Here is a 25,857-nt window from a genome sequence, read left to right as displayed (position 1 = left end):
AAAGCGTAGTGCAACGAAGCGACAGCAACAGCACCGATGTTGGTCACGAAGGCGTTATCACAGGACGTGATGGTTTTAGCCTTCGTTCCCCTATTGATAATCCCCAAGGAGTCGCCCAGTCTCCACTTCAATCAACTAAAATTATGGTATATGTTTTAGCAAAGAGCATCCCAACTTTTAGTGATGGACCTCAATTATGCATATGCTATCTACGTTGCATACACTTATGTTTATTGCATCTTTCTATGTACCATTATCTTATTTTGCTATGTGCGCAACTTTTCGTTGAAAGAAGTTAAAAAGAGCAGCCTCCATGTTTGTTAACATGAAGACCGCTCTATGTAACTACTAGACGTGTATTATTTTACAGCATCTTTAAGCGCTTTACCTGGTTTGAAAGCAGGTACTTTGCTAGCAGCGATTTCGATTTCTTTACCAGTTTGTGGGTTACGACCTTTACGAGCCGCACGTTCACGTACTTCAAAGTTACCAAAACCAATTAATTGTACTTTGTCACCCTTTGCAAGAGCATCTTGAATTGTATCAAATACAGCTTCAACTGCTTTAGAAGCGTCTTTTTTAGAAAGACCTGCCGCTTCAGCAACAGAGTTTACTAATTCTGTTTTATTCACACCATTCACCTCCTCTCAAAGGGTCATGAACCAATTCTGTAAAAAGATTAACACATAGAAAACCGCTACGCAACTGTATTCATTCATGATTATAACCAAAAATTAATTTTTTCACCCAAAAAACAAAAATATCAGGACTTTTCGCACAAAAACGAAAAGACCTGTGATATTTTTTTGCTCTTTTTTTATTTTTTTATCACTACAAAATAAATGTAACTAACCCTCTATCACCTTCGTTAACCATACGTTCAATTGTTTGTCGCATCCGTTTTTTGGCTGTTGATGGAACGGCATCCATTTTATAGCGTATTCCTTCTTTTAACACTTCATGTAGTGGAGTTCCAAAAAGCTGCGTGTTCCATAAAGCGTCACGATCATGTAAATAAGCATGATTTAAATCCTTAAGCAATTGTTGACTATGGAATTCAGAGCCAATTAGTGGCGCAAATTCTGATTCCATATCTACACGAATGATATGATACGATGGCGCTTTTGCCTTCATACGCACACCATAAAAATTATTTTGTTTTATGAGCTCTGGTGCTGTTGGCTCAAACTCCTGCATCATCGGCAATGTTACACCATAACCTGTCGAATCTGCTTGACTAATAGCATTTTTAAAGCGTTTTTGGGCCTCTTTTGCTTCTGCTGCCTCTTTAATAAAGAGTAACCAATCTCGCTTCGTCTCAATTGGCTCATCTAGCCATTCATTACAAACTGACTTATATAGCTCACCTTGCAATGACACTCGAATAACTGCGGTTCCAACACCGGCATCCACATGTACCACTTCACTTTGGTCAATAAAATCAATGGCTTTAAAGGCATCTGACGCCTGCTGTACATCCCTAATTTTCATAACAGATGACAACACTTCTTCCATCGAATCAATTAATGCAACATTCAATGGGTGTGTTGCATCTAAAACATCTAACCAATCTGGCTTTTCCACCTCAATTGTTCGAATTGGAAATTCAAATAATGCTTCTTGCAAAATATACTGAATATCAGAGGCGCGCATTTGATCAATTGAAGTGGCAATTACTGGAACATTATAGCGCTCAAATAGCTCATTTCGAAGCTGTACAGTTTCCTCCCGTGCTGGCATTTGGCAATTTAATACAACAACAAAAGGTTTTCCAATATCCATTAATTGCTCTACAATTTCCTCTTCAGCCTTCTCTGCCGCACGACGACTTATCCCATTTACTGTGCCATCTGTTGTTACAACAATCCCAATATTGGCATGGTCACGAATTACTTTATCTGTGCCTATTTTCGCCGCTTCTTGGAAGGGGATAGGCTCTGTATGCCAAGGTGTATGCACATATTTTGGCCCATTTTCATCCTCATAGCCCTTCGTACCTTCAATGACATAACCAACGCAATCGGCTAAACGAATTTGGAACGGCATTTCATCATCACCGACCGCAATACGTGTTGCTTGGGCAGGCACAAACTTCGGCTCAGCAGTCATAATGACTGGCCCCGGCGAGCTTTGTGGCATCTCGTCTTGTGCCCGCATTCTTTCTGTTTCATCCACTATATTCGGTAACACGACCGCTTCCATAACCTTTTTTACAAATGTTGATTTACCTACACGTACTGGACCGACAACACCAATATAAACATCGCCATTTGTGCGCTCTGCAATTTCTCTAAATACTGCTTCACTCAAGGTTTCTGCCTCCTTTATCTACGCTTTTTCACTATATGCGGACGGATAGATAAATATGAAAAGCCCCTCACAAATGTAAGGAGCTTTTCGACTAATCTTTTTTAGTTTTAGATTCAGACTCTTGAATTGCTTTTTCTCTAGCTTTTTCTCTAGCTTTTTTTGCGTCACTATTATAGGCATCCATAGAATAAATTGGCTCACCATTTTCATCTACTGTATACGGTATAGAATAAGCTGGTACTACTGGATATTTATCGACAAGTAGCTGACGAATATCATCTCCAGGCTTTACAGCAGGTTTGTCTTCTTTTAGTAGTTGACCTAAATCGATTGAATAGTCAACATGCATTTCGCCATCGCCTGTCATAAATATTGGTAATTCGGTACCAGAATAGGGGCTTTTCACAGTTACATCTGTTTTATAGCCCAATTTTTCAAAGTTTATTTGATATACATTATCAGAAGTTGCACCCTTTATTGGTAAATATTGGGTAGAAAGTTTGCGGATATTAATTTCACGAATTCGCTCTGCAGCATTTAAATCTACCAATTTTACTTTAGCTTCATTCTCAGGATCCCAAATAATATACTGGAAAATCCCACCCTTTTCATAGGCGTTCCCAGGAATTTGTGCAAGATATTTAGGCATTAATTTTTCAAAATCAATTAAATATTTTATATATATATCTGTATCTAGCTCGCTATTTTTAATTGGAACTAGTCCACCAGTTGCTTCACGATATTCATTAACCGCACGCTGAACCGCAGCTAATTGGTCAGCATCAGGCACTAATTTTGCCATTTTTTCATCTTCTGGATACGCACAACCTACTAGAAGTACAGCGGTTATTATTACAAAAAGAAAAGCACTTAGTTTTTTCATGTCACTTCCACCTCATCATTTTTTATGCTGGCCATGTGGCTACAATTAGAACCATTAAAAATGTGCCAAGTCCAAACAGTATGTATGCAATTAAATTTATAATTGTACGTAAAAAAACGTTCGAAACCTTATTACGAGCTAAATAAATTAAAGCAACAGATATAATCATAAAGCCGATACAATAAAATGATACCCACATTACATCAAGCGAGGGCAAATGTGCTAACGGACCCATTTAAGAGACAACCACCTTTCTACAATGTTACGAAACAATCAAAGTATATTATACTATGTGCTTTTGCCAAAAAGAAATAGTTGTCCAATAACTATCATCAAATGGACAACCTTTATAACTTTATGGATTATTCAAACTAAAAACAAACAATAAGGCGTCTCAGTTATATTCTGAGACACCCTATTTTTGTCCATTTTATGACAAACCTTATCAAATAGATCAGGTATGTTGATTAACCATTTTTAACCACTTCCGTTAATTGGAAAGCACTGATTTCCGCTACCGGCTACAATCAGATAAAATGGGCATACATAAGCAAAATATCAACAAAAAATCCTTATATCAGTCAACAGAACACTATATTTTCCAGATTGACATACCTGCAAATATATATTATCAATACATCATGTCATCGATTTCTCGTTTTTTCATACGCATCATTAATGCATCAACCGCTATTTTTGGTTCTATATTATTAAATAGAACACTATAGAGCTCCGTTGTTATTGGCATAGCAACGTCATGTTTCTCTGCTAGTTGATAGGCAGCTTTTGTTGTGCGTACCCCCTCAACCACCATGCCCATTTGATCGAGCACCTCTGGCAGTTTCATTCCTTGCCCCAGTAAATTACCTGCGCGCCAATTACGAGAGTGCACACTTGTACATGTGACAATTAAGTCCCCCATGCCTGTAAGTCCTGAGAATGTAAATGGATTCCCTCCCATTTTAACACCCAAACGTGAAATTTCAGCCAACCCTCGCGTAATAAGTGCAGCTTTGGCATTATCACCATAATTTAAGCCGTCTGAAATACCCGCAGCTAATGCGATTACGTTTTTTAATGCGCCACCTATTTCTACGCCTAGCACATCTTTGTTTGTGTAGACACGGAAAAATTGGTTCATAAATAAATCCTGCACTTTTTCTGCAGCTTCAATGCTTGCACAAGCTGCTGTAACAGTTGTCGGGTGGTGTAAGACAACTTCCTCTGCATGACTTGGACCTGAAAGTACAACAACTTCTTCTACAAATTCAGGTGGTAAACTTTCTACTAAAATTTCTGAAATTCGTTTTAATGTATCGGGTTCAATTCCCTTCGATACATGAACAAACAGTACTTTTTTATCAAGTGTTGCGATCATTTTTTCACATACTTCTCGAATAGCCTTAGTAGGCACGGCTACGACAATTGTCTCCGAATGAGCAACTGCCTTAGCAATATCGCTTGTCGCATACAAATTTGTCGGTAGCACCGTTTCAGGTAAATACTTCCTATTTGTATGCAGGTTGTTAATCTCTTCAGCTTGATCTGTTCGATGAGTCCATAGAAGTGTATCATGCCCATTTTCTGCAAGCACCATCGCAAGCGCTGAACCCCATGAGCCTGCCCCTAATACACAAACTTTTTCCATTCAAAAACCTCCCTTGTTTTGAAAAGACAATTCACTCCTATTAGTTACAAAAAATGCTAGAGAAAGGCTTATAACAGTAAAGCTTTCAAAGCAATCTTATTAGTAGACATTAGAAAAATTATTCTTTCCTCTCTTGTAAAAAGACGCCACCCAACAATAATTGTCGGGTTGGCGTATTGTATGTGTATATTTTTCCTAAGCACGAGCACGGGTAATTAAACGAATTGGCGTTCCTTCAAAATCAAATGTTTCTCGGATACGGTTTTCTAAAAATCGTTCATAAGAGAAATGCATTAGCTCTGGTTCATTAACAAACACCACAAACGTCGGTGGCTGTATCGCAACTTGGGTAGCATAGTAGATGCGAAGACGGCGGCCTTTATCAGTTGGTGCTGGGTTGCGTGCCACTGCATCCTCAATCACTTCATTAAGGATAGATGATTGAATACGCATTGCATGGTTCTCACTTACACGTTGTATAATCGGTAAAATTTGATGTACACGTTGCTTTGTATTGGCTGATACAAAAATAATTGGAGCATAGTCTAAGAATAAGAAATGCTCACGAATTTGTTGTGTAAAGACGTTCATTGTTTTTTCGTCTTTTTCAATAGCATCCCATTTATTAACAACGATAACAATAGCTTTTCCAGCTTCATGCGCATAGCCTGCAATTTTTTTATCTTGTTCTTGAATGCCTTCTTCTGCATTTAGAACAACTAAAACAACATCAGAGCGTTCAATTGCACGTAACGCACGTAATACAGAATATTTCTCTGTCGTTTCGTATACTTTCCCTTTTTTACGCATACCTGCAGTATCTATAATGACATATTCCTGATCATCATACTCATAAGGCGTGTCAATAGCATCTCGAGTAGTACCCGCGATATTACTCACAATAACGCGGTCTTGGCCTAAAAATGCATTTACTAATGAAGATTTCCCTACATTTGGTCGACCAATTAACGAGAATTTAATAACCTCGTCTCCATATTGTTCTTCATCTTCCTTAGGGAAATGATTAGCACATTCGTCCAATAAATCCCCTAAGCCTAAGCCGTGAGAACCAGAAATTGGCCAAGGCTCACCAAAGCCAAGCGCATAGAAATCATAAATCATCTCGCGCATATCCGGGTTATCAATTTTATTTACTGCTAACACGACCGGCTTTTTTGTTTTGTATAAAATTTTAGCAACTTGCTCATCAGCAGCTGTTACACCTTCACGACCATTTGTCATAAAGATTATAACGTCCGCTTCATCAATGGCAATTTCTGCTTGTTGACGAATTTGTTCTAAAAACGGCTCGTCCCCAATCTCGATACCACCTGTATCAATAATATTAAAATCATGTGTTAACCACTCTGCCGAACTATAAATACGGTCGCGTGTAACGCCTGGAATATCTTCCACAATCGATACACGTTCTCCAACGATACGATTAAAAATCGTCGACTTACCTACGTTCGGACGACCTACGATGGCTACTACTGGTTTCGTCATCTGTACTTCATCCTTCCAACTTCTTGTCTTTCGCTATTATACACGAAAAATGCCATTATATCATATCATATCCATGAAGGGGCGCGCTATGTACCGTTCTTTCCATCTATTTAGGAATTTTTATATCATTTCGGCTGTTCTATTTGAATGTTCGATGTGATGTGGTTATCTTCGAGTCTGATTTATTCTATCTGTTTTACTTCGATTGTTCTATCCGTTTCCGCCATAAAAAAACGAGGACACAAACTGTATCCTCGCTTGTCAAGTTTATTTAAAGTTTTTCAGTTTATCGCCAATAACATCACCGAAAGAGAAGCCTGTGTTTTCTTCTGGTAATTCATAGTCGATTACTTCCTCTGCCTCAGGATTTTCAAGTAAATCTTTAATGCTTAATGCTAAACGGCCATCTTCAGCATTTACGTCAAGCACTTTCACTTGTACTTCTTGTCCTTCTTTTAAAGCTTCATGTGGCGTGTTAATATGCTTATGCGCGATTTGCGAAATATGCACTAAGCCTTCTACACCTGGGAAAACTTCCACAAACGCTCCGAATGAAGTAAGACGTTTTACTTTTCCATCTAACACTGTACCTTTCGCTGCACGCTCTTCAATGCTCGACCAAGGACCAGGTAACGTTTCCTTAATAGATAACGAAATACGCTCATTTGCTGGGTCTACAGAAAGGACTTTTACCTTCACCTCTTGTCCTTCTGATAAAACCTCACTCACATCACTCACATGCTCATGAGACACTTGTGAAATATGCACAAGACCATCAATACCACCAAGGTCAATAAATGCACCAAACGATGCAATACGCTGTACTTTACCATCTAAAACATCACCAGTTTTAATTTGGTTAATGACATTTTTCTTTTGAGAAGCTTTTTCAGCTTCCACTACAGCACGATGTGATAAAATCAAGCGATTTTTTTCTTTATCAAGCTCAACAATTTTAAAGTTAAGAGACTTCCCTTTATAGTCTTCAAAATCATCAACAAAGTAGTCTTCTACTAGAGATGCTGGAACGAAGCCACGTACTCCTAAATCTACGACAAGACCACCCTTAACAATATCTTTTACTTCCGCTTCGAAAATTTCCTCAGCGTTGAATTGTTGCTCAAGTGTATCCCATGCTTTTAAAGCATCTACTTTACGTTTTGATAATACATAGTTTTCTTCTTCAACTTTTGTAATCATCAAATCCAACTCATCTCCGACAGAGATTACGTCAGACGCTTTTTCAATGTGTAAGCTTGATAATTCACTTATTGGTACAATACCATCAAATGGTGCACCTGGGATTGAAACAGTTACCGCTTTTTCATCAACCTGCTCAGCGATACCTTTGACGATATCACCTTCGTTAAACGTTTGTTCTGCATTGTTCATTTCTTCAGACATATGTAACCCTCCTTCGCATCTTCCCTTACTATTTTATTCGATATTGAAGACAAAGACAAAAATAAATCCTTTAAATTCAAAAAATGTCTGAAATTTTTGGATTTATACCATTTCTTCTTGCGCTAATTTTAAAATGGCCTGTGCTGCACCATCAATTGACAGGTCTGTCGTGTCTAAAAATATGGCATCTTCCGCTTGAATTAGTGGTGATGCTTCACGCTCGCTATCCATTTTATCGCGCAGGGCAATTTCTTCTTGAAGCTTTTCAACGGAAGATTCAATTCCTCGCTTTTGGTTGTCAATAAAACGACGTCTTGCTCTCTCCTCTACAGTTGCAGACATAAATATTTTTAGTTCTGCATTCTTTAATACATGAGTAGCAATATCGCGCCCATCCATAACAACACCACCATTAGCCGCAAGCTTTTGTTGCTGTGTTACTAATAATTCACGTATTTTAGCATGAGCCGCTACTTGTGAAACAGATGAAGTTACCTCATTTGATCGAATTTCAGCAGACACATTCTTCCCATCTAAAAAGACAAGTTGTCCTTGAGAAGAAGGCTTTAATTCAATTGTGCTAGATGCTAGCATTTCTGCTAATTTTGTTTCATCATCTAAATGTATGTTTTGTTGCATTGCTTTATACGTCACAGCACGATACATAGCACCTGTGTCGATATACGTAAATCCAAGTGCCTCTGCAACAATTTTTGCGATTGTGCTTTTCCCAGCACCAGCCGGTCCATCAATCGCAATTTGAATGTTTTTTTTCATATTTCCCCCTACTTTCTATCACACCATATTGTATCATAAAAAAGCCCTCTTCAAGGAGAGGGCTTTCTAAAATCAAATTACTTTTCGAGTTGAAGGTTTGTAAACTCCCTTCAAAAATTCATGGAATTTCCCACTCATCAATTGAGGTCGTGAAGACAATTAATAAGCGTAAAAAAATCAAGCATCAAAAGGATTTATTTCTTTACGACGATTCACTAACTGACGTTCAAAGCAGAAACGAACAATATGCTGTTGGTCTACATCATCAGTATCTGTTAGTTGTATAGTGGCAATTTTTTTGTTATCTTTTTCGAATATACGAACAACCGTCGCATCCGTAATCACGTATTTAACATCCCCGTTGGCATATGGTAAGACGATTGTTAACCGAACCTCATCACCATCTTGGAAAGTAATTGCCCCTTTCAAGATAACTGCCAAACCACCTGCGCTAATATCCGATGTTACGAGCTGATATTTGTAATCCTTAAACTGTATCGCTATATCCACAGGCGTTTCCACACGTACATATTCACGACGCTGAATTTTGATAAAGTCATCTTCCTTTGGGCAATGCAACATAATCATAGGAATATTACCAGCTTTACGTCCAATCACTTCAGTACTAAAAGCAAATGATTGTTTATCCCCCGTGCGAAAACTTGCTCTAAATTCAGATCCATCTATTAAAAAAGCTGTTTTCTTTGTGGCAACATTTATTGGATAATCGATGTAAATAATATTTTCATTTTGTTCTACAACTTTACAGAGGAATTTTTCAACACGCTCTGTATAAGTTGGTTCAAGTTCTAATTGTGTACCAATTTTTATTTCCATGAGCATCTCCTCGAACACAAATATACTTTATTATCGCATGAGATGCCCATTTTGGCTATAAAAACTGGTAGTTTTTTCTTATATTACGTTAAATATTCCACTTTTAAAACATTGTGATTTTCAGCGTCAATAACTATTCTGAATGTTTCTTGCGCATCACGAACCGCAATTACCTCATAACAAAGACGTTGTTCAAATTGACCATTATCTGTATAAATATTTCTTACTTCTTCTACTTTCACGTCATCATCGAAGAAAGTTTTCCAATCAATTGGTTTTGCAGTTTGTGGTTTAATTGTCTCTGCCTGAATATATTCCATCGCATTTGCACCAAGTAACTCGCCTGTATCCTTAGCAAGCTTTAATTGCACCCCATCTGCATAAACCAATGCATTATCGCCAGGGTGAACACGTGCAAATGTCACATGCCATGCTTGATGGTTTTCACGAGATTCCACAAATGCAACATCATTCATGCCAAGTCGTTTTACATATTCTTCAGCTTTTTTCATAATTTCATCTTGTGATAGCCTTGCTTCATCAACTGGACGTTCCACTAAATAGGATATTAAATGTCCACCCTTTTCTGTTAGATCGACATATCCTAAACGAATATCTTGGTGGAATTGGATATGATAAAACGGATATGGTGCAGTATCGCTACTTTTCGTCACAGTAAATGTTGCGTCTTTTATGATAGGGAATAATTGTTTTACTTTTTCCAATGCTTCTTTTTCAGTAATGACTGAATCTTGTAATGCTTTAAGATCTATTTTTTTCTGCCAATCCGATTCGCTTAATGTAAGTGGGAAGTCTTTTTCGCTGTAACCCTTTAATGTCTTTTGTACATTATCAAAAGTTGTATTTGGGTTTTTAGTATCTACTTGTCTTAACCAGACATCCATTTTACCGTTATTTTTATAAAAATCTACTGTTGCAGCTGACCATTCATCTGAAAGTGATTGTAAATTCGTTGAGACTTGTGGCATTTTTTCTCGCCAAGCTTTATAATCACCAGTTTTAGATGTTTTCTTTGCCTCATCTCCTAGACGTCCTAAGTAACTTAGCCAGTCGTTCGACATTTCCTGCCCGATAGGAATATTCGACATAGAAGATCGAACGTCAGAGCTTAGTCGCCAAACAGAATCTAACTCATTGTGGATGGCATTGTCATCCCGAAACAATAGAGATTGTGAAACAGATTGTTGTAGATGCGATAATTTCTCAGATGCATCCGTTAAATTATCCGTGTACTGAGCTAGCACAGTACGTTGTAAACTTGCATTTTTTCCGTGCATATTAATGCTATATGCCCCTAAACCAATAACCGCCGCAGTGAGTATAACGAGCATTGTTCTCATTTTTTTCCTCCTTTCTTATGAACAGAAAATGTGTTCTCCAATTCGTTTAATTTGAGCTCGTGACCAAATCCACTTACTTGTAGCTGTTTTCGGATTAAAATAATAAAGTGCATTTTCTGAAGGATCCCATCCATTCATAGCATCAAGAACTGCTTCTTTTGCACGTTCATTTGGTTCAAGCCAAATTTGTCCATCTGCCACCGCAGTAAATGCTAGTGGTTGGAAAATGATACCTGAAATAGTATTTGGGAATTCAGGACTTTCCAAACGATTTAAAATAACAGCGGCTACAGCCACTTGACCTTCATAAGGCTCTCCCCTAGCTTCACCATAAACCGCATTCGCCATTAACTGTACATCTCTGTCAGTATACTTTGGAGGTAGTTGAGTTTTAGTCCCATTATTGTTACTACTACCACTACTTTTACCTCCACCTCCACCGCCGCCGCCAGTGTTTGTTTTCACTTGCTGTTCAAGTGGCGTACCACCATAATAGGTAAATTGATTTCCTGCATTTAATTGCGCTTTTACCCATCCTTCATCGTAATCTGAATAACCTGATAAAGTTTTTTTAGTTTTAGCACCGGCTATTCCATCTACTGGTAAACCATATTTCTCTTGGAAAATTCGTAAAGCCCAATATGTGTTATAGCCAAATTTGCCATCAATTTTACTTTTATAAAACCCTAAGTATTGTAGCCTTGCCTGTAGCTCAATTACATCATCTCCATAAGCACCACGAGAAATCTGTTGCCCGGTAAATGCAATGGCGTCATTTTGCGGAATAGCGAATATACTAATCCCCAACATCAAAGCAAAAACTATGCTTACTAATCGCACTATCATCACTCCTTTTTTTCATAGCTTGAAACAAACGACTCATTTTATACATTTAAAAAATAGAAAAGCGTAGAAATCTTTTTTAGATTTCTACACTTTATATTTTTTATGCATATGCAAATGTTGTACTAGGTGATAGTGAGCAAGCTTGACTTTTCGTAGCCCAAACCACCACAAAAACAGCATAAAAGGTATCATTAAATATACCCAATATCCTTTAAACGATAAAATTGTATTATATAAAATGTGTAAAACTACCGGTGCACAAAGCGCCATAGCAATCATTTCTTTCGTCTTTGCAAGCTTCGAAAACTTGGCACGTCCATAATAATAGCCCATTACAACACCGAACAAAGCATGACTTGATACAGGTAATAATGCACGCATAAATGCTGTATCCAAACCGAAAGAAAATAAATAAAGCACATTTTCAATCGTGGCAAAACCAAGAGATATGCTTGCACCATACAGTATGCCATCATAAGGATCATCGAATTCTACATGATTGTAGATTGCGATTAACAGAACAAACCATTTAAAAAACTCTTCAACTACACTCGAAAAAACTACATCTTGTAGATAAAGATATCGAAAGACCCCTTCCTCTGTTAGTACATACTGTAAGAACATGATTGGGAACGTTAAAAATGCGCCATACAAAAACGTTTGAAGTAAAGTTCTTCTTGGCTCCGTTGCCATCTGATTGCGCAAATAAAAGTAACTAAAAAGCGCTAGACCGGGTGCAATGGCAGCTGATAATAAAATGATCATGATGCCGGCCCCTTTCAAAAATCAATTTCACCTTGACATAATGATGTTAAGATTTTAAAATTCGTGACATCCTTCTGACTTTAGACCAACAATTTTTTTGCATGAAAGTGAAGCCAGCCCCATAATGTTGGTTAACTTTAGCGTCTTTGCAGGATGGAAAATTTCACAGTTCATCTTTTTCTGTCGGTTATTGGGTGGAACTTTTTTGACATTAAACTTTTATTTTCGACAAAAAATATCTGTTACATGAAGATAAACTGCTATTATTATACCATGTTATGACATAAAACTTTTTAAAAGGAGATATTATTTTTTATGAAAAAAACAATTTTATTAATTCATACAGGTGGAACAATTTCTATGGCGATGAGTGATGAAGGTGCCGTTATGCCTAACAAGGAAAATCCGCTAATGAAGGAAAGCAGCAAACTTGATGCACTTGCCTCAATTATTGAAATGGAGGCATTCAACCTCCCATCACCACATATTACTCATAAAGAAATGCTTAAATTACGTAATCTTATTATCGAAAAAGTGGCAGAGGAGAAAATTGATGGCGTTGTCATCACCCATGGTACTGATACATTAGAAGAAACAGCATACTTTTTAGAGTTAACGACTGATTTATCAATTCCTATTGTTTTAACAGGTGCCATGCGCTCTTCAAACGAACTTGGTGCAGACGGGGTTTATAATTTAGTAGAAGCCGTCCGTGTAGCTGTAGATGAAGAAGCTCGTGAGAAAGGTGTTCTTGTTGTTATGAATGACGAGGTCCACCTTGCTGTTAACACGACAAAAACAAGCACAAGCTCAGTAAATACCTTCCAGTCACCTCAATATGGCCCAATCGGACTTATTACAAAATCAAGAATATTGTTTCATCATGCCCCTATCCGCCGTCAATATGTAGATGTTGATGGATTATCAAAGCGAGTAGCCATGCTGAAAGTGTATGCTGGTATGGAGGTTGACTTACTTGATGTAGTACTCGCATGTAAATATGACGGCGTTGTATTAGAAGGACTTGGACAAGGTAACGTCCCTCCATCAGTTGTTAAGGGTATTGAAAGTCTGTTAGAGCGCGGTATCCCTGTTATACTCGTATCCCGTTGTTTTAATGGAATAGCAGAAGGTGTCTACGGTTACGTTGGTGGTGGCAAAATGCTCGAAGACCTAGGAGCTATATTTGCAACTGGCATTAATGGTCAAAAGGCTCGATTAAAATTATTAATTGGGCTCAATAAAGTTGGAACTCCTATTGATTTAAAGGAATTTTTCATGTAAAGCTAATATATTCGGCATTCACTTTAGCTTATACATCTATAATTTGCTTATAATAATCCAAGATATTATGTAAATGATTGATGGCTATCTCAAAATCTGGCAGAATAACAGACAGAACTTCTTTCAGCGGGTGTTTGGACATCCGCTGAAAGAAGTTAAAACGTTGCTGTAGCTGTCCATATCTTTCTGGATATGATTGTAATGCTGAAGCAACATTTGCGCTGGTAATGTAAATGGAATCGCACCTTGCTGGTAATTAGCTAAACCGAGATAAGCAGGTAATGTTGAAGAAGATTTCACAATGTTTTGCGATAAAACAAAAACCAAGCCACTGTGCGCCAATTGCTTTTCCACTCACTGCAGTCGCTAAATAACAATCTTTTAAAGAAAATGGCATTGCTCCGAAAGAACTAATGCAATCCATACAAAGCTTTATATTATATCGCTTTGTAAGCTCTAAAATTTCCTTTATATCATTACAAGTACCAGTCGACGTTTCTCCATGTACTACAAGAAGACAATGATAAGAACTTTTTTGCAAATAATAGTCCAACTTATTTGTGCCAAAGGAACTTCCCCAATCTTGCTCAATTACATCAAAATCTAATGACCATCTCTCTGCTTGCTTTCGAAGACGTTCTCCAAACTCACCATTTGTTAATATTAGTCCACGCCCTAATTGTTGAGCCTACAATTGCCCTAGCATAACTTCATTTGCCAACGTCCCAGTTCCTACAATTATAGCTACATACGCTGCTTCTGATAGTTGAAGCAACTTATTTCTCATTTGCTCAAATAATGATTGAAAGCCTAACGAACGATGAGAAAGCTCCCATCGCTTTGCCTTTCTATCCGTCGCTTTCACTCTTCTTATCCACCATTAAAAAAAGCTGTATAAGCAGCTTACTTGCCTATACAGCTCTCCTATTGCTATTTTCCTTTTTCTAGAATAGTCTTCGCAATACAATCGCCATGGAAACGGCCATTTTCAATAAAAATTTCATTGGCATTATTTCCAGCTGCAATAACTCCTGCAATGAATAATCCTTCTACATTTGTTTCCATAGTTTCTGGATTAAAAAAAGGACGTCCCGTTTCATCATCAATAGACACACCCATTGCTCGGATAAAAGAATGATCTGGATGATAGCCTGTCATCGCAAAAACAAAATCATTTTTTAAAGTTTTCTCGCTACCATTCATTTCTACAACGACCTCATGCTCACGGATTTCCAGCACATTTGTATTGAACTGCATTTGGACTTCTCCATCCCGTACTAGTCCTTCAAATTCGGGTAAAACCCATGGCTTGATGCTAGGTGAATATTCACTACTACGATAGACAACAGTGACGCGAGCTCCAGCCTTATTCAACTCAAGTGCTGCATCCACTGCCGAATTTTTACCGCCTATTACAAGAACATCAGTATCAAAAAATTCATGTCCCTCTTTAAAGTAATGGTAGACTTTCGGTAATTTCTCACCTGGAATATTTAAATAATTTGGATGGTCATAGTAGCCTGTTGCAATCACAACATAAGGTGTTGTATAAACCTCTTTATCTGTTGTTACTGTAAACATCGCTCCATTTTTTACAACGCTATTTACTTTCTCGAAGCGATTTATTTGAATATCCTTCAAACGCACAACTTCTCGATAATAAACTAGCGCTTGGTTTCGCTTTGGCTTACGACCTTCAATAATAAAGGGCACATCGCCTATAGCCAGTCGTTCACTCGTACTAAAAAAAGTTTGATGTGTAGGGTAATTGTAAATTGCATTTACGATATTTCCTTTTTCAATGACAATTGGCTTTAATCCAATATTTTGCAAGGCTATTGCTGCGGCTAAACCACATGGGCCTCCTCCAACAATAATTGCATCTACTTGCTGCATTTCTTGACACTCCTATCAACTTTGTATTAGCAATATGCTAATACTTTACTTAATCGGGCTTTTACCGAATTAATCCTTATCGCTTCCATTATACGCCTTCTAACGAGTTTTGGTTGTTTATTTATCCGAAACTTCAATGTCAATAATATGACACTGTGGTCTCGCACCAAGTCGGAAAGGTAATAACGTAGTACCATAGCCGTTGCTAACTAACGTCATCACACCTTCACGCTCCCGATATGAGCCGTTAGGATGCATCCCATATGAGCCAATTCTAATTTGACCACCGTGTAAATGCCCCCCCATCATTAAATCTGCTCTAAATTTTGCTCGAACTTCTGCAAAAACACCAGGGTTATGTGAGATGAAAACAACTAAATCTTTCTCTTTTACCTTTGCAAATGCTTCATCAAATCTACTTTTCATTATCGATGTGTCTTCAATTGCATTAAGCCAAAAGCGGTTTTTTTTAGGTAGTAATACAGCATCATTGGCAATAATCTGAACACCATGGTCCTGTAAAATACTTCGTAATCGCTCTTCACCTACTTCTCTGTCATTATTACCCCATACAAAATAAGTTGGTCCTAAAGGCGTTAATAATTTAAGGTTGTCATGAATACGTTGAATAGGTGTACGTCCATCCGCAAAATCTCCACCAATTATAACAGCATCAAATGGACCATCTAACTGCTCAATCATCTGGCGGTTAATTTTGCGTAAATGGGTATCCGAAATAAAAAATAGTCGGATTTTTTCCTGTTCACCCTTTAATAGCAATTGATGATGTAAAACATTATTTTCATGTGCCACCTTCAACATATAAAGCAAGAACGCGATGACTACTAAAATAAATAGTCCAAAATAAATCATTCCTTCACTTCTCCTTACGAAAGCAAAAAGACGATTCATTTAAAAGAAGAATCGTCTTTTCACTAAATCAGACGTACGCCTCAACCCTACTTGGTGTTAACGTTTGTCCATTATTTTATACTAGAAAAACATCATTGCCAAAGAATGACACCTGTTTTCTTATGGTAACTTAATAACTTGCCCAACCGATAGAGTATTAGAAGACATACCGTTTGCTGCACGGATTTTCGCTAGTGTTGCTTCACTGCCATCACCGTAGTGATTCAATGCAATACGATATAAATTTTCATTTGCTTTTACAGTATGGGTACTTGCTTTTGCAGATTGTTTTGCTTCTTCTGCTTTTCGTGCTTCCTCAGCCTTTCGTGCTTGTTCAGCTTTTCTAGCATCTTCTGCTTTTCTAGCTGCTTCAGCTTGTGCTCTTCTAGCTGCCTCTGCATTCTTAGCTGCTTCGGCTTGTCTAGCTTCCTCTGCCTGCTTGGCTGCTTCTGCTTTTTTCGCTTCCTCTGCTGCCTTCTGTTCAGCTGCTAATTTCTCAGCGTCTTTTTTAGATGCTTCCTTTGCTTTGTCTGCTTTGTCTGCTTTGCCTTCTTTATCGTCTTCTTTGTTTTTGTCAGTTGACACGGATACTTTATTCCCTGATTTGTCAATTTCTACAATTTGATCCGTAGAATTTTTTTCAACCTCTTCAATCGTTGATCCAGGTTCATAGAATTTTAAGAAATAGACTAATATTGATAATGGAATTAAGATAAAAATTACAAAAAGAATCGTCATTAATGACGTTTTTCGTTTTGTATTTTTTGGCTTTTTATTATTACTTCCATTTTTATTCATTCTTGCAACTCTAGATAAAGCTTCCTGTTCTTTTTGTTCTTCTTCAAAAGATTGACGATGTTCTTCGATTTTATCGCGATAATCTTCTTTACTCATTCGTCTTTCCTCCAACCTCACTACGCATTCTATCATTCTATTATGACGAATTTTGCGAAAAAAGTAAATGACCGTCAGTTATAGTCTAAAAAGGGCATATCACCATAACGTGGGGGGTGATTTCCGTTCCGACTGTGCGCTTTCCCAGGGGCGTCTAATCTTCACTCCAATCAACTTATATACATGGCATACGTTTTAACAAATGTCATCCATAACTTTTGGTGGTGAGCCTCTAAAAACCCATTAAGAGTTGCTTTAACCGACTTCCCCATGGAATCATTTCTATTTTCTTCTCTTCCTTCAAGCGTACCTTATTGATTTCATCATAATGGATTCCACAATTTTCACAACAGTTTTCCGGTTTTTTCAGCAATTTTTGCCCAAAATACCCGACTAGCTGTGTGCGAATACAGTTTTTTGTCTGGGTAATTTTATGCATTTTATCGACAGCACGATATTTTTCCAGTGCCAAATGATTTAAACGCACTTTAACTTGTTCCATCGTTTCTTGTTGCAACCAGTAATCCAGCACACGAAAAGCGGTCTCACTCAGCTCTCCATTTTTCAACATTTGTGAAGGGTGTACTTGCTGATTTAGTAGTTCCTGATAACGATCAACATGACCAGCTGTTGGCAAATCGCCTGTTACAACAAATTTCGCAAATTCCTCATCACCATCACTATATAGTAAAATGGCGAGCGCTGGTTGACCATCACGCCCTGCACGGCCAATTTCCTGCATGTAATTTTCTACATTAGCAGGCATCGTTTCATGGATGACCTGACGAATATCTGACTTATTGATACCCATTCCAAAAGCATTCGTAGCCACAATCCAGTCGAGCTCCCCGTCAATAAACTGTTGCTGAATAAACTGACGGTCCTCAGCACCATAGCCTGCGTGATAAGCTGCCGCTCGTATACCTGCCTGTATAAATGCCTCACTATATTGTTCAGCACGCTTCCGCGAGGACATATATAATATACCCGGTCCTGCCGTCTCTTTAACATGCTGCATAATCCAATGTGTTTTATCTGCCCTATCCTCAAATACAACACGCCCAAGATGAATATTAGGCCGATCCACATTGTACAAAAACTCAAATGGTGTATCGAGCGACAATGTATCTCGTATATCATTGACTACTTTATTCGTCGCAGTCGCTGATAAAGCTAAAACCGGTGGACGATTTACTTGTGAAAACCATTGTCCAATTCGTAAATAATCCGGTCTAAAATCAAAGCCCCACTGTGAAATACAGTGTGCCTCGTCCACTACGATAAGACCTAGCTGCATTTGTGAAAGCTTGTCTTGAACCTGTTGCTGTAAAAGCATCTCTGGTGACGTAAAGATAAAACGAAACTGCTCTAAGAAATGTAACACATATCGTTTTTCACTTACGGTTAAAAATGAATTTAAGGCAACTACCCGCTTTTCACCAAAGCGTTTTAGCTCCTCTACCTGATCCTGCATGAGAGAAAGCAAAGGAGAAACGATTAAAACCGGCTTCTGCAAGATATATCCTGGTAGCTGGAAACAAAGTGATTTCCCCATTCCTGTTGGTAATAAAGCAATAACATCTTTTTCTTCTAAAATTGCTTCAATGACCTCTTTTTGGCCTGGACGAAAAGTTGTATAGCCAAAATACTTTGCTAATGTTTGTTCAAGTTCCATTTAAACTTCTCCTTTCGCGAGGACAAGCCTTAACTGGAAATAACTCATACCTTCAACTACTTCATGCAATGTTTTCAATTTTTTAGTTTGATAGTGTTTTGATACCTGCCAAACTTTTTCCGCCTCTTCATAAGAGACGAACGGACCAATCGAAAAGTTCGGTTCATTTATGGCTAATTCTACCAAATGATCCTCAATTGTACTTTGTTTTAATTTCCTTATTTGCACAATCTGTTCAATTGAATAGCCCTGCTCATATAAATGTGCTGTTTGCTGCGCTGAATCAGTTAATAATGCTTTGACTCTTAATCCCTCTGCCATTTTACCAAGCAGCAGATAATCATTTGTCTGATGAACTTCATTTAATAACGTATGTAGCAATTCTATAAACGCTAATTGACTATCTAAAACAGTTTCCTGACGTTGACTAGCAAGCTGCTGCCACGTCCATCCTGGTAAACTATGACCACTCAACCGATAAAGGACGAGCTGCTTGTTGGCATCTGACACGGGTAACATGGAAAGCACCTGTTCACACTCCTGCAATAATTGTTGCTGTAAATGTCCATCTTGATAGTGATGCTCGACTAAAAATGATCGAACCCAGGACTGAATATTCGTATCCCTACTAATAGGAGAAAATGAACGAACCGCAGCATTTTGATACGATAAACTTTGTACAATTAACGAGAACCTCGCAAAAAACACATGCTCATTTCCCCTATAGTGCCATCCGTCAAATAAAAAGTCAGGCGTCTGCTCTGCTCGCTGTAAACCTAGCTCTTTCATGGAATAGTGACCAGATTCTTGTATTATTAACCAACTATACTGCAAAAATGAAGTTACGACTTCATCAAATGTCTTCCGAGGTAACTTAGGTAATAGCCCGAAATAATTATGTAACTGAAATAGGCCAATGTCTTGAATAGTCTGACCTGAGCGCTTTCCTCTTAATACATGATAAGCAGCAGAAATAGTTCGTTCGTTATTTAGTTTTTGAAAGATTTGCAATAAAATTTGATGTAACATAGACGCAAATTCCTCCAATTTAATAGTATTTATGTTGAAATGTAAGATAAACATCTTTAAAATGAGTATGAAGCTTTGTAGGAACATGTAAAAGGAGAGAAAGAAAAATGGCTAAATTCACAATTGTTGATAAAGATACATGCATCGCTTGTGGCGCTTGTGGAGCCGCAGCACCAGATATTTATGATTATGATGATGAAGGTATTGCCTTCGTTATTTTAGATGATAACATGGGAACTGCTGAAGTTCCAGAAGATCTACTAGAAGACATGCAAGATGCTTTCGAAGGCTGCCCAACTGACTCAATCAAAGTAGCAGACGAAACTTTTGATGGCGACTCATTAAAATTCGAATAGTTTTAAGTATCTTTAAAGGCATCCTTAACTGGGTGCCTTTTTACATAATTATCATCCCAATGTATTTTCCCACTCAGGATATTCATAAAATCTTTTGGATAATGTTTAATCAAATAGAAACTGATCCTAGCTTATATACCAGATTCATCTCTACCTTATTAGAGATGAATTTTTTTACTTTTTCAAGTAAAGTTGGTCACTCTTTTCATCTTGTTATTGCAACCATTTTTTATGTATGATAAGATTTTAGTAGTTGGTACTAATAACAGATATTATTTCATAAAGGGGTTCTTATTAGATGATGGATAATTTATTACAATTAAAAGATAAAAATATTGTCGTAATGGGCGTGGCAAACGATCGTAGTATTGCTTGGGGTATCGCAAAACGTTTATTTGACGTAGGTGCAAATGTTATTTTCACATATCGCCAAGAACGTTCATTAAAAAAATTACAAAAGCAATTAGAGAATATCGGACAATCTGATTCATTGATCGTACAATGTGACGTTAACAGCGACGAAAGTACAAAAGCAGCTTTCGATGAAATCGGTACTAAAGTAGGCGTTATCCATGGTATCGTGCACTCAGTAGCCTTTGCTAATGCAGAAGATTTACACAATCGCTTCTTAGATACAACTCGTGATGGCTATGCATTTGCACAAGATACTAGTGCTTATTCTCTTATCTCAGCAGCAAAGGCCGCACATCCTTATATGCCTGAAGGCGGTTCTATCGTTACAATGAGCTACTTAGGAGCAGAGCGTGTCCTTGATGGCTACAATGTCATGGGGGTAGCCAAAGCTGCATTAGAGGCATCTATGCGCTATCTTGCTGCAGATGTTGGTAAAGATAATATTCGCGTTAATGCTATCTCAGCTGGAGCGATTCGTACACTTGCTGCAAAAGGAGTTCCTTCCTTCAATACAATTTTACACAAAATTGAAGAAACAGCTCCATTAAAACGTAATGTTCAACAAGACGAAGTAGCAGATATGACAATCGTGATGCTTTCTCACTTATCACGCGGTGTGACAGGCGAAACGATTTACATCGACGCTGGCTACAATATTATGGGATAAATACAAAAAAGCATGGAAGATCATTAACTTATCAAGACCAAAATTGAAAAAAGTTAAATAAATTAAAGGACCAAACATATTTTATATGACTAATATGTTTGGTCCTTTTAGATACCTATTTAAAGTATTGAATATATTTTGCTCTTCTCCATCATTGTTTAGTAACATTAAAAATACTGGAAGAAATAAGAGATAAAAAATAAATTGATATTCAACTAACGGGGCAGTTTAGTTCAATAAGAAAAATGGAGATTAGAAGGAAAAAAATACATAAATGGAGAAAGTATCTGTTAAAGATATTGGAAGGAGTCGATAGAATGAGCGAAAAGTTGCTAAGGGTGGGAACTACTTATATTCCAGTAACTAATGTAGAAAATTCTTATGAATGGTATGTAAACAAATTGGGGGCAGAGTTAAGCTATAAAGACGAAGACAAAGCAATTCTTAATTTTGCAAACCAAAGTATTTTTCTTGTTAAGTCTAAAGAAAGTCAAAGTTCTAACTTCTATGATTGCTATGGTGTAGAACGTTTTTCTATAACATTTGAAGTTAATGGACTAACTGCATTAGAGGCAATTCATAGAGATTTTATCGATAAAGAAATAAGAGTTGGAGAAATTGAAAACAGAGGACACTCTGGAAGGAACTTTGTTTTCTTTGATTTAGATGGTAATAAATTTGATGTGTGGAGTGAATTAAGTCCACTTTTCAAAGAAAAATATCTTATCACGAAATAAAAAAAACTATTTTTTTGAACAAACGAAGGCTTTACTTGAAGAAAATCGGGTTGCGTATGCAGCCCCTTTTTTGTTTTACTAACGGAGCAGGTTAGTGGAAGAAATAGCAAGTGGGTTTAACTAGGAGAAGTGTCGATGACATTAAAGAAGACACCGAGGTGTCTTATGTTTTTTAAATTAAGAATATTGATAAATTGGAATTTAATTACTTAACATTATACTTATTTTCGGAGCGAGGCATCTTATCGGTGAGTATATACCAAGTAATGCTTGCTGTTATTAATGTTGACGAAATCAAAGCTGTAAGAACACTATATGTTTGCCAAATAAGTATCGTTGACCAATCGAAGGCAAAAAACATTATACACTGGGCAATCGTAGCGATTAGGAAAATAATTGTTACGATTGTTCTCTTTTTTGTCATTGGCTGCTGCTCATTCGTTTTCCTTTTTCTTAATCCTAAGAGAAATAACAGAACGGCCAATAGGCAAAGAATAATTGTGGTAGACGACAAAATGATGTCCAAAAGCTGTGTGCCGCTTATCTCATATGACTGAGTTAGATTGCCGTTTAATATATTTTTAACTTTTAGTACCAGGTTTATATTGGTATTTGCGCCGTTGCTCAGTAAGCAGATGGCTGTTCGTTCATTTGGCAGTATGGCTACTTCGGTTCTAAAATTCGGATTACCCCCAGTGTGTTCTATAAACGTTTGTTCGGCGTTTACCGACCAACCTGCCGCATAATACATATCGTTGACAGCCGAAACAGACATATCACCCCTATGTGATTTTTCGATAACCCTGTGAAATATTTCGGGTATGTCCTGCAAGATACCCATCTGTATGCCCATCCAACGCGCCATATCTTTTGTATTAGAAATGATATAGCCGGCAGGTTTATTCCCAGCATAATCCGGAGCGTTAAATGGAGTTGTTATGAAAAAGGAAGAACGGTAGCCCTGCGCTAACTGTCCAGTGGCTTGAGCATCTTCTTTATAAACATACGTCTGGTGAAGACCTAAGGGTAGAAATACCTGTTCCCTCATAAAGTCTTCATAGCTTTGTCGTGATACAATCTCAATAACCAAACCCAATACGTCATAATTAACGGTTCCATAGTTATATTGTTCACCGGGAGAGAACGCCAATTCAGCATCTACCAGCGTTTCCACAGTCTTTTGCAACATATCAGGCGTATTGCCTTGTGGAATATTTTGAGTATGTCTAATATTTGTTAGGCCGCTAGTATGGTGAAGGAAGTTATTTAGTGTAAGGCTTTGCATATCAACAGGTTTACCTTGATACTTTAACGTAAACCAAGGTAAATATTTTTGGATAGGGTCAGTCATTGATAGCAGCCCTTGCTCTTCCAATAGCAGAATCCCCATACCAGTAAAAGCTTTACTCACCGAGGCCAACTCATAGAGTGTATTTTCACTTGCAGACAACCCCTTTTCAAGATCTGCATACCCAGAAGAAAAGTAGAACACTTCATCATTAGCAAGTATTGAGATTGACATTCCAGGCACACCTGATGTACGAGAGGCATCATCTAGCAACGCTTGTATTGCCACAGATTTCGAATCTGACAACGCATAACTTTGTGTTGCGAATCCTGAGAATAATATAAGTATCGTTAATACAAAAACAATAGTCTTTTTCATAAACTCTCCTTTTGAAGAATTATAAGAGTATAAAAAACTTATTTTTATAATTATAAACTAAATTCTAATTTATATTTCTACTTACCTATATAATATCAAGTAATTGTGAAGAGTTACACTTAAACTAACGGGTGCTTTAGTCCAATAAGAATTAAACAACTTTATGTAGATTTGAAATAAAGTCGCGATGTTTATAAAAAAGATGCGATGTTTAAAATAAAGTCGCGACGATTGTAAAAAAGTTACGAAGCTTTACCGCTTTGGTTATTATTTAGCCAAATGGGTGTTTTTTATGTCTAAAAGAACTAGAACATCTAAAGTTGAAAAGTGGATTAAAGAAGGTCGTGGCTCGGGAATTGGTGCCGATTATAAACCGTGGTTAAATATTCAAGATGTTTCCTCATTGGGAAGATCCACTCGTTTAAAAGGTATTAAAACGAAAAGGCAGCACGAATTTTTATCAGATTTGGAACGGAACTACTTTTATTTAACAGAATATTCGGATTTTGTTGTTGATATTCGAGAACAATTTCCTTTATTGCCGTTGGAAGAAACAATTTTTCATTGCTGATGAATTAGGTCTAAAACATCCTACAGACCTTAAATGAGCCAGTTGTAATGACAACGGATTTTTTATTAACGGTAGAAAAAGGAAGTGGGTTAGTAGAGCTTGCACGAGGAATGATTCTTACTCTAATCACACGGTGAAGGGCACTTTTTTTAAGAACGCTTATTACAGCGATTGATAAAGGTACTCGTATGTCTTTAACTTTTCAATCTTTGTAATAGGCGTTTTCTCTATGCCTAAATTTAAACAAGGAGGAATCACATTATGCGTGTAAATATGGTTTGGTCTGGAGACAGTAAACCATTGTGGTATAGATGATTCTTTATGGGAATTAATAAAATTGGAGGTTGTATATAAATGACTTCAATGAAATCTATTGAGTATATTGTATTAGATGAATTGTTTGGTGAAATGAAAGGACATATAAATGCTGAAACATTAGAAAATGCAATATTAAATTTTAATAATATACCGAATCATTAAAATAATAACAATTTTAGAACTTATTTCACTATATTACCTTTTAAAGAAAAATATGCTAATATAGTGAGTGTCACGTGGCAAATTATTACTTAGGAGGTATTATTAGTGAAATTTCGTTCAATTCTTTTAACATCTTTAGCAGTTCTAGGTATTTCAGGTTTTGGGTTTGGAACTATTGATGCAAAAGCATCAACAGATTTAAATCAAACTAAAGAATCAGCAACAGTCTTTTCTGATGATGGCTTACAATCAATAAAAGAGAATCAATTAAAAATGGGTAGTAATGAAGAAACTGCTGATAAATTAATTGAAAAGTACAAAAATGGCGGTATGGCTGATGCAGATTTAATGGGATTTGAAGACGCTGTAAGTTCAAGTACTGCTGTCATAGGTGAAATTACTAGTACCACTTATGTATTCCCAGATGGTTCCAGAGCACAAGCGACAGTGGATAAAACACAATCATCAGCTATTCAAAGAATAGGTATCAGTGGGGGTTCTTGTCAGACTACATCGGGTGGAACAGAATGTAAAGGAGTAAAAGTTAGCAATAAATTGGCGGCTTATGGATATGAATACCAAGTTAATTATTGGTTGAACCGTTATGGAAACGATTCTATTATGTGGCAAGGGAACCCTAACATTTGGATGGCCGGAGGAACTTATGCAAGTATGTCTCTTCGAAAGGTTACACCTGTGAATACAACTTGGGATGATGAAGCTCGATTATCTGCTCAACTAAATGTAGGTGGAGATGTTGGTTCCATAACTAGAAGTTTATCATTCTATGTAGGTAACAGAAACAAAACTGATGTAAAATGGAACTCTTTTTATTAAATAGTTCATTTCACTAGCGTCGCATTAAAATAATTCAATGTATTTTTAAAAACTGAATTTTCCGCAATATTATGCGTGCATAAAAAAAGCCTTTATAATGGT

General features: G+C 37.2%; 28 protein-coding genes and 1 pseudogene. 8 read left to right on the top strand and 21 right to left on the bottom strand.

The genetic code is table 11. The annotated features are described in order from the left end of the window. A partial coding sequence (locus tag ACFXN8_RS23340; protein WP_386847872.1) for a hypothetical protein occupies positions 1–299 on the top strand: 299 nt, incomplete at its 5' end. A 60-nt stretch (positions 300–359) separates the two neighbouring features. On the opposite strand, the gene ACFXN8_RS23335 is transcribed toward ACFXN8_RS23340, so the two are convergent. The 12 genes from ACFXN8_RS23335 to prsW form a co-directional block, all read right to left on the bottom strand. Beyond that, positions 360–632 carry an HU family DNA-binding protein gene (locus tag ACFXN8_RS23335; RefSeq protein ID WP_004232618.1) on the bottom strand — a complete coding sequence of 91 codons (273 nt, stop codon included), beginning with the start codon at positions 630–632 and terminating at the stop codon, positions 360–362. 199 nt (positions 633–831) lie between these two features. Further along, positions 832–2,310: a stage IV sporulation protein A gene (gene spoIVA, locus ACFXN8_RS23330; protein ID WP_376076362.1), complete on the bottom strand. Its 1,479-nt coding sequence runs from the start codon at positions 2,308–2,310 to the stop codon at positions 832–834. A 91-nt stretch (positions 2,311–2,401) separates the two neighbouring features. Beyond that, positions 2,402–3,193, bottom strand: a complete 792-nt coding sequence (locus ACFXN8_RS23325) for a hypothetical protein (protein WP_386847870.1) — start codon at positions 3,191–3,193, stop codon at positions 2,402–2,404. Positions 3,194–3,215: 22 nt separating this feature from the next. Beyond that, positions 3,216–3,428 carry a DUF2768 domain-containing protein gene (locus ACFXN8_RS23320; RefSeq protein WP_376076356.1) on the bottom strand — a complete coding sequence of 71 codons (213 nt, stop codon included), beginning with the start codon at positions 3,426–3,428 and terminating at the stop codon, positions 3,216–3,218. Between the two features lie 396 nt (positions 3,429–3,824). After that, positions 3,825–4,841 carry an NAD(P)H-dependent glycerol-3-phosphate dehydrogenase gene (locus ACFXN8_RS23315; RefSeq protein ID WP_376076354.1) on the bottom strand — a complete coding sequence of 339 codons (1,017 nt, stop codon included), beginning with the start codon at positions 4,839–4,841 and terminating at the stop codon, positions 3,825–3,827. Between the two features lie 195 nt (positions 4,842–5,036). Further along, entirely contained in the window at positions 5,037–6,347 is a 1,311-nt protein-coding gene (gene der, locus ACFXN8_RS23310; RefSeq protein WP_376076351.1) for a ribosome biogenesis GTPase Der, read from the bottom strand. A gap of 267 nt (positions 6,348–6,614) precedes the next feature. Next, entirely contained in the window at positions 6,615–7,751 is a 1,137-nt protein-coding gene (rpsA, locus tag ACFXN8_RS23305; protein WP_386847868.1) for a 30S ribosomal protein S1, read from the bottom strand. Positions 7,752–7,853: 102 nt separating this feature from the next. Continuing rightward, a complete protein-coding gene (gene cmk, locus ACFXN8_RS23300; RefSeq protein ID WP_376076346.1) occupies positions 7,854–8,528 on the bottom strand; it encodes a (d)CMP kinase in 675 nt (224 codons plus the stop codon). A 177-nt stretch (positions 8,529–8,705) separates the two neighbouring features. Beyond that, a complete protein-coding gene (locus tag ACFXN8_RS23295; RefSeq protein ID WP_386847866.1) occupies positions 8,706–9,365 on the bottom strand; it encodes a flagellar brake protein in 660 nt (219 codons plus the stop codon). 83 nt (positions 9,366–9,448) lie between these two features. Continuing rightward, positions 9,449–10,726 (bottom strand): PepSY1/2 domain-containing protein, encoded by a 1,278-nt coding sequence (locus ACFXN8_RS23290; protein WP_376076338.1) that lies wholly within the window; start codon positions 10,724–10,726, stop codon positions 9,449–9,451. A 15-nt stretch (positions 10,727–10,741) separates the two neighbouring features. Beyond that, positions 10,742–11,566: a spore cortex-lytic enzyme gene (gene sleB / locus ACFXN8_RS23285; protein ID WP_376076336.1), complete on the bottom strand. Its 825-nt coding sequence runs from the start codon at positions 11,564–11,566 to the stop codon at positions 10,742–10,744. Positions 11,567–11,656: 90 nt separating this feature from the next. Next, positions 11,657–12,337 (bottom strand): glutamic-type intramembrane protease PrsW, encoded by a 681-nt coding sequence (gene prsW, locus ACFXN8_RS23280; RefSeq protein WP_386847863.1) that lies wholly within the window; start codon positions 12,335–12,337, stop codon positions 11,657–11,659. Between the two features lie 315 nt (positions 12,338–12,652). Here prsW and ACFXN8_RS23275 point away from each other — a divergent pair, with 315 nt between their 5' ends. After that, positions 12,653–13,621 (top strand): asparaginase, encoded by a 969-nt coding sequence (locus ACFXN8_RS23275; protein ID WP_386847862.1) that lies wholly within the window; start codon positions 12,653–12,655, stop codon positions 13,619–13,621. A 123-nt stretch (positions 13,622–13,744) separates the two neighbouring features. On the opposite strand, the gene ACFXN8_RS23270 is transcribed toward ACFXN8_RS23275, so the two are convergent. From ACFXN8_RS23270 to ACFXN8_RS23235, 8 genes are all read right to left on the bottom strand, one after another. Continuing rightward, positions 13,745–13,975, bottom strand: coding sequence for a hypothetical protein (locus tag ACFXN8_RS23270; RefSeq protein ID WP_386847873.1), 231 nt, complete (start codon positions 13,973–13,975; stop codon positions 13,745–13,747). Then, positions 13,878–14,162: an aminotransferase class V-fold PLP-dependent enzyme gene (locus tag ACFXN8_RS23265; RefSeq protein ID WP_386847860.1), complete on the bottom strand. Its 285-nt coding sequence runs from the start codon at positions 14,160–14,162 to the stop codon at positions 13,878–13,880. Before ACFXN8_RS23265 ends, ACFXN8_RS23270 begins: the two co-directional genes overlap by 98 nt. A 147-nt stretch (positions 14,163–14,309) precedes the next feature. After that, the gene (locus ACFXN8_RS23260; RefSeq protein WP_386847858.1) at positions 14,310–14,486 is read right to left on the bottom strand and encodes a hypothetical protein; all 177 of its coding nucleotides are present in this window, start codon (positions 14,484–14,486) and stop codon (positions 14,310–14,312) included. Between the two features lie 65 nt (positions 14,487–14,551). After that, positions 14,552–15,517 (bottom strand): YpdA family putative bacillithiol disulfide reductase, encoded by a 966-nt coding sequence (locus ACFXN8_RS23255; RefSeq protein WP_376076325.1) that lies wholly within the window; start codon positions 15,515–15,517, stop codon positions 14,552–14,554. A 117-nt stretch (positions 15,518–15,634) separates the two neighbouring features. Beyond that, a complete protein-coding gene (locus ACFXN8_RS23250; RefSeq protein ID WP_376076322.1) occupies positions 15,635–16,390 on the bottom strand; it encodes a metallophosphoesterase in 756 nt (251 codons plus the stop codon). A gap of 159 nt (positions 16,391–16,549) precedes the next feature. Further along, the gene (locus ACFXN8_RS23245; RefSeq protein WP_386847856.1) at positions 16,550–17,323 is read right to left on the bottom strand and encodes a LysM peptidoglycan-binding domain-containing protein; all 774 of its coding nucleotides are present in this window, start codon (positions 17,321–17,323) and stop codon (positions 16,550–16,552) included. Between the two features lie 232 nt (positions 17,324–17,555). Further along, the gene (locus ACFXN8_RS23240) at positions 17,556–18,998 is read right to left on the bottom strand and encodes a RecQ family ATP-dependent DNA helicase (RefSeq protein WP_386847854.1); all 1,443 of its coding nucleotides are present in this window, start codon (positions 18,996–18,998) and stop codon (positions 17,556–17,558) included. Beyond that, the gene (locus tag ACFXN8_RS23235) at positions 18,999–20,027 is read right to left on the bottom strand and encodes a YpbB family protein (RefSeq protein ID WP_386847853.1); all 1,029 of its coding nucleotides are present in this window, start codon (positions 20,025–20,027) and stop codon (positions 18,999–19,001) included. A gap of 107 nt (positions 20,028–20,134) precedes the next feature. Between ACFXN8_RS23235 and ACFXN8_RS23230 the strand changes: the two genes are divergently transcribed. The 3 genes from ACFXN8_RS23230 (at position 20,135) to ACFXN8_RS23220 (ending at position 22,201) form a co-directional block, all read left to right on the top strand. Next, positions 20,135–20,383, top strand: a complete 249-nt coding sequence (locus tag ACFXN8_RS23230) for a ferredoxin (RefSeq protein WP_053482601.1) — start codon at positions 20,135–20,137, stop codon at positions 20,381–20,383. A 298-nt stretch (positions 20,384–20,681) separates the two neighbouring features. After that, the gene (locus ACFXN8_RS23225; protein WP_386847850.1) at positions 20,682–21,464 is read left to right on the top strand and encodes an enoyl-ACP reductase FabI; all 783 of its coding nucleotides are present in this window, start codon (positions 20,682–20,684) and stop codon (positions 21,462–21,464) included. A 317-nt stretch (positions 21,465–21,781) separates the two neighbouring features. After that, positions 21,782–22,201 carry a VOC family protein gene (locus ACFXN8_RS23220; protein ID WP_386831965.1) on the top strand — a complete coding sequence of 140 codons (420 nt, stop codon included), beginning with the start codon at positions 21,782–21,784 and terminating at the stop codon, positions 22,199–22,201. 205 nt (positions 22,202–22,406) lie between these two features. On the opposite strand, the gene ACFXN8_RS23215 is transcribed toward ACFXN8_RS23220, so the two are convergent. Further along, positions 22,407–23,867 carry a serine hydrolase domain-containing protein gene (locus tag ACFXN8_RS23215; RefSeq protein WP_386847848.1) on the bottom strand — a complete coding sequence of 487 codons (1,461 nt, stop codon included), beginning with the start codon at positions 23,865–23,867 and terminating at the stop codon, positions 22,407–22,409. A 292-nt stretch (positions 23,868–24,159) separates the two neighbouring features. On the opposite strand from ACFXN8_RS23215, the pseudogene ACFXN8_RS23210 reads away from it, so the two are divergent. The 3 genes and pseudogenes from ACFXN8_RS23210 to ACFXN8_RS23200 all read left to right on the top strand — a co-directional run. After that, positions 24,160–24,545 (top strand): annotated as a pseudogene (locus ACFXN8_RS23210) (heteromeric transposase endonuclease subunit TnsA); the annotation flags it as partial. A 247-nt stretch (positions 24,546–24,792) separates the two neighbouring features. Then, a complete protein-coding gene (locus ACFXN8_RS23205) occupies positions 24,793–24,918 on the top strand; it encodes a hypothetical protein (protein ID WP_376076311.1) in 126 nt (41 codons plus the stop codon). Positions 24,919–25,023: 105 nt separating this feature from the next. Further along, on the top strand, positions 25,024–25,755 hold the full coding sequence (locus ACFXN8_RS23200) for a hypothetical protein (protein ID WP_376076308.1): 732 nt from the start codon (positions 25,024–25,026) through the stop codon (positions 25,753–25,755). Positions 25,756–25,857 lie beyond the last annotated feature (102 nt).

The organism is Lysinibacillus sp. NPDC059133 (genome assembly GCF_042755925.1).
GTDB lineage: Bacteria > Bacillota > Bacilli > Bacillales_A > Planococcaceae > Lysinibacillus.
Note: the sequence above shows the minus strand (reverse complement) of the source record. Positions and strands in the feature narration are given on the sequence as shown.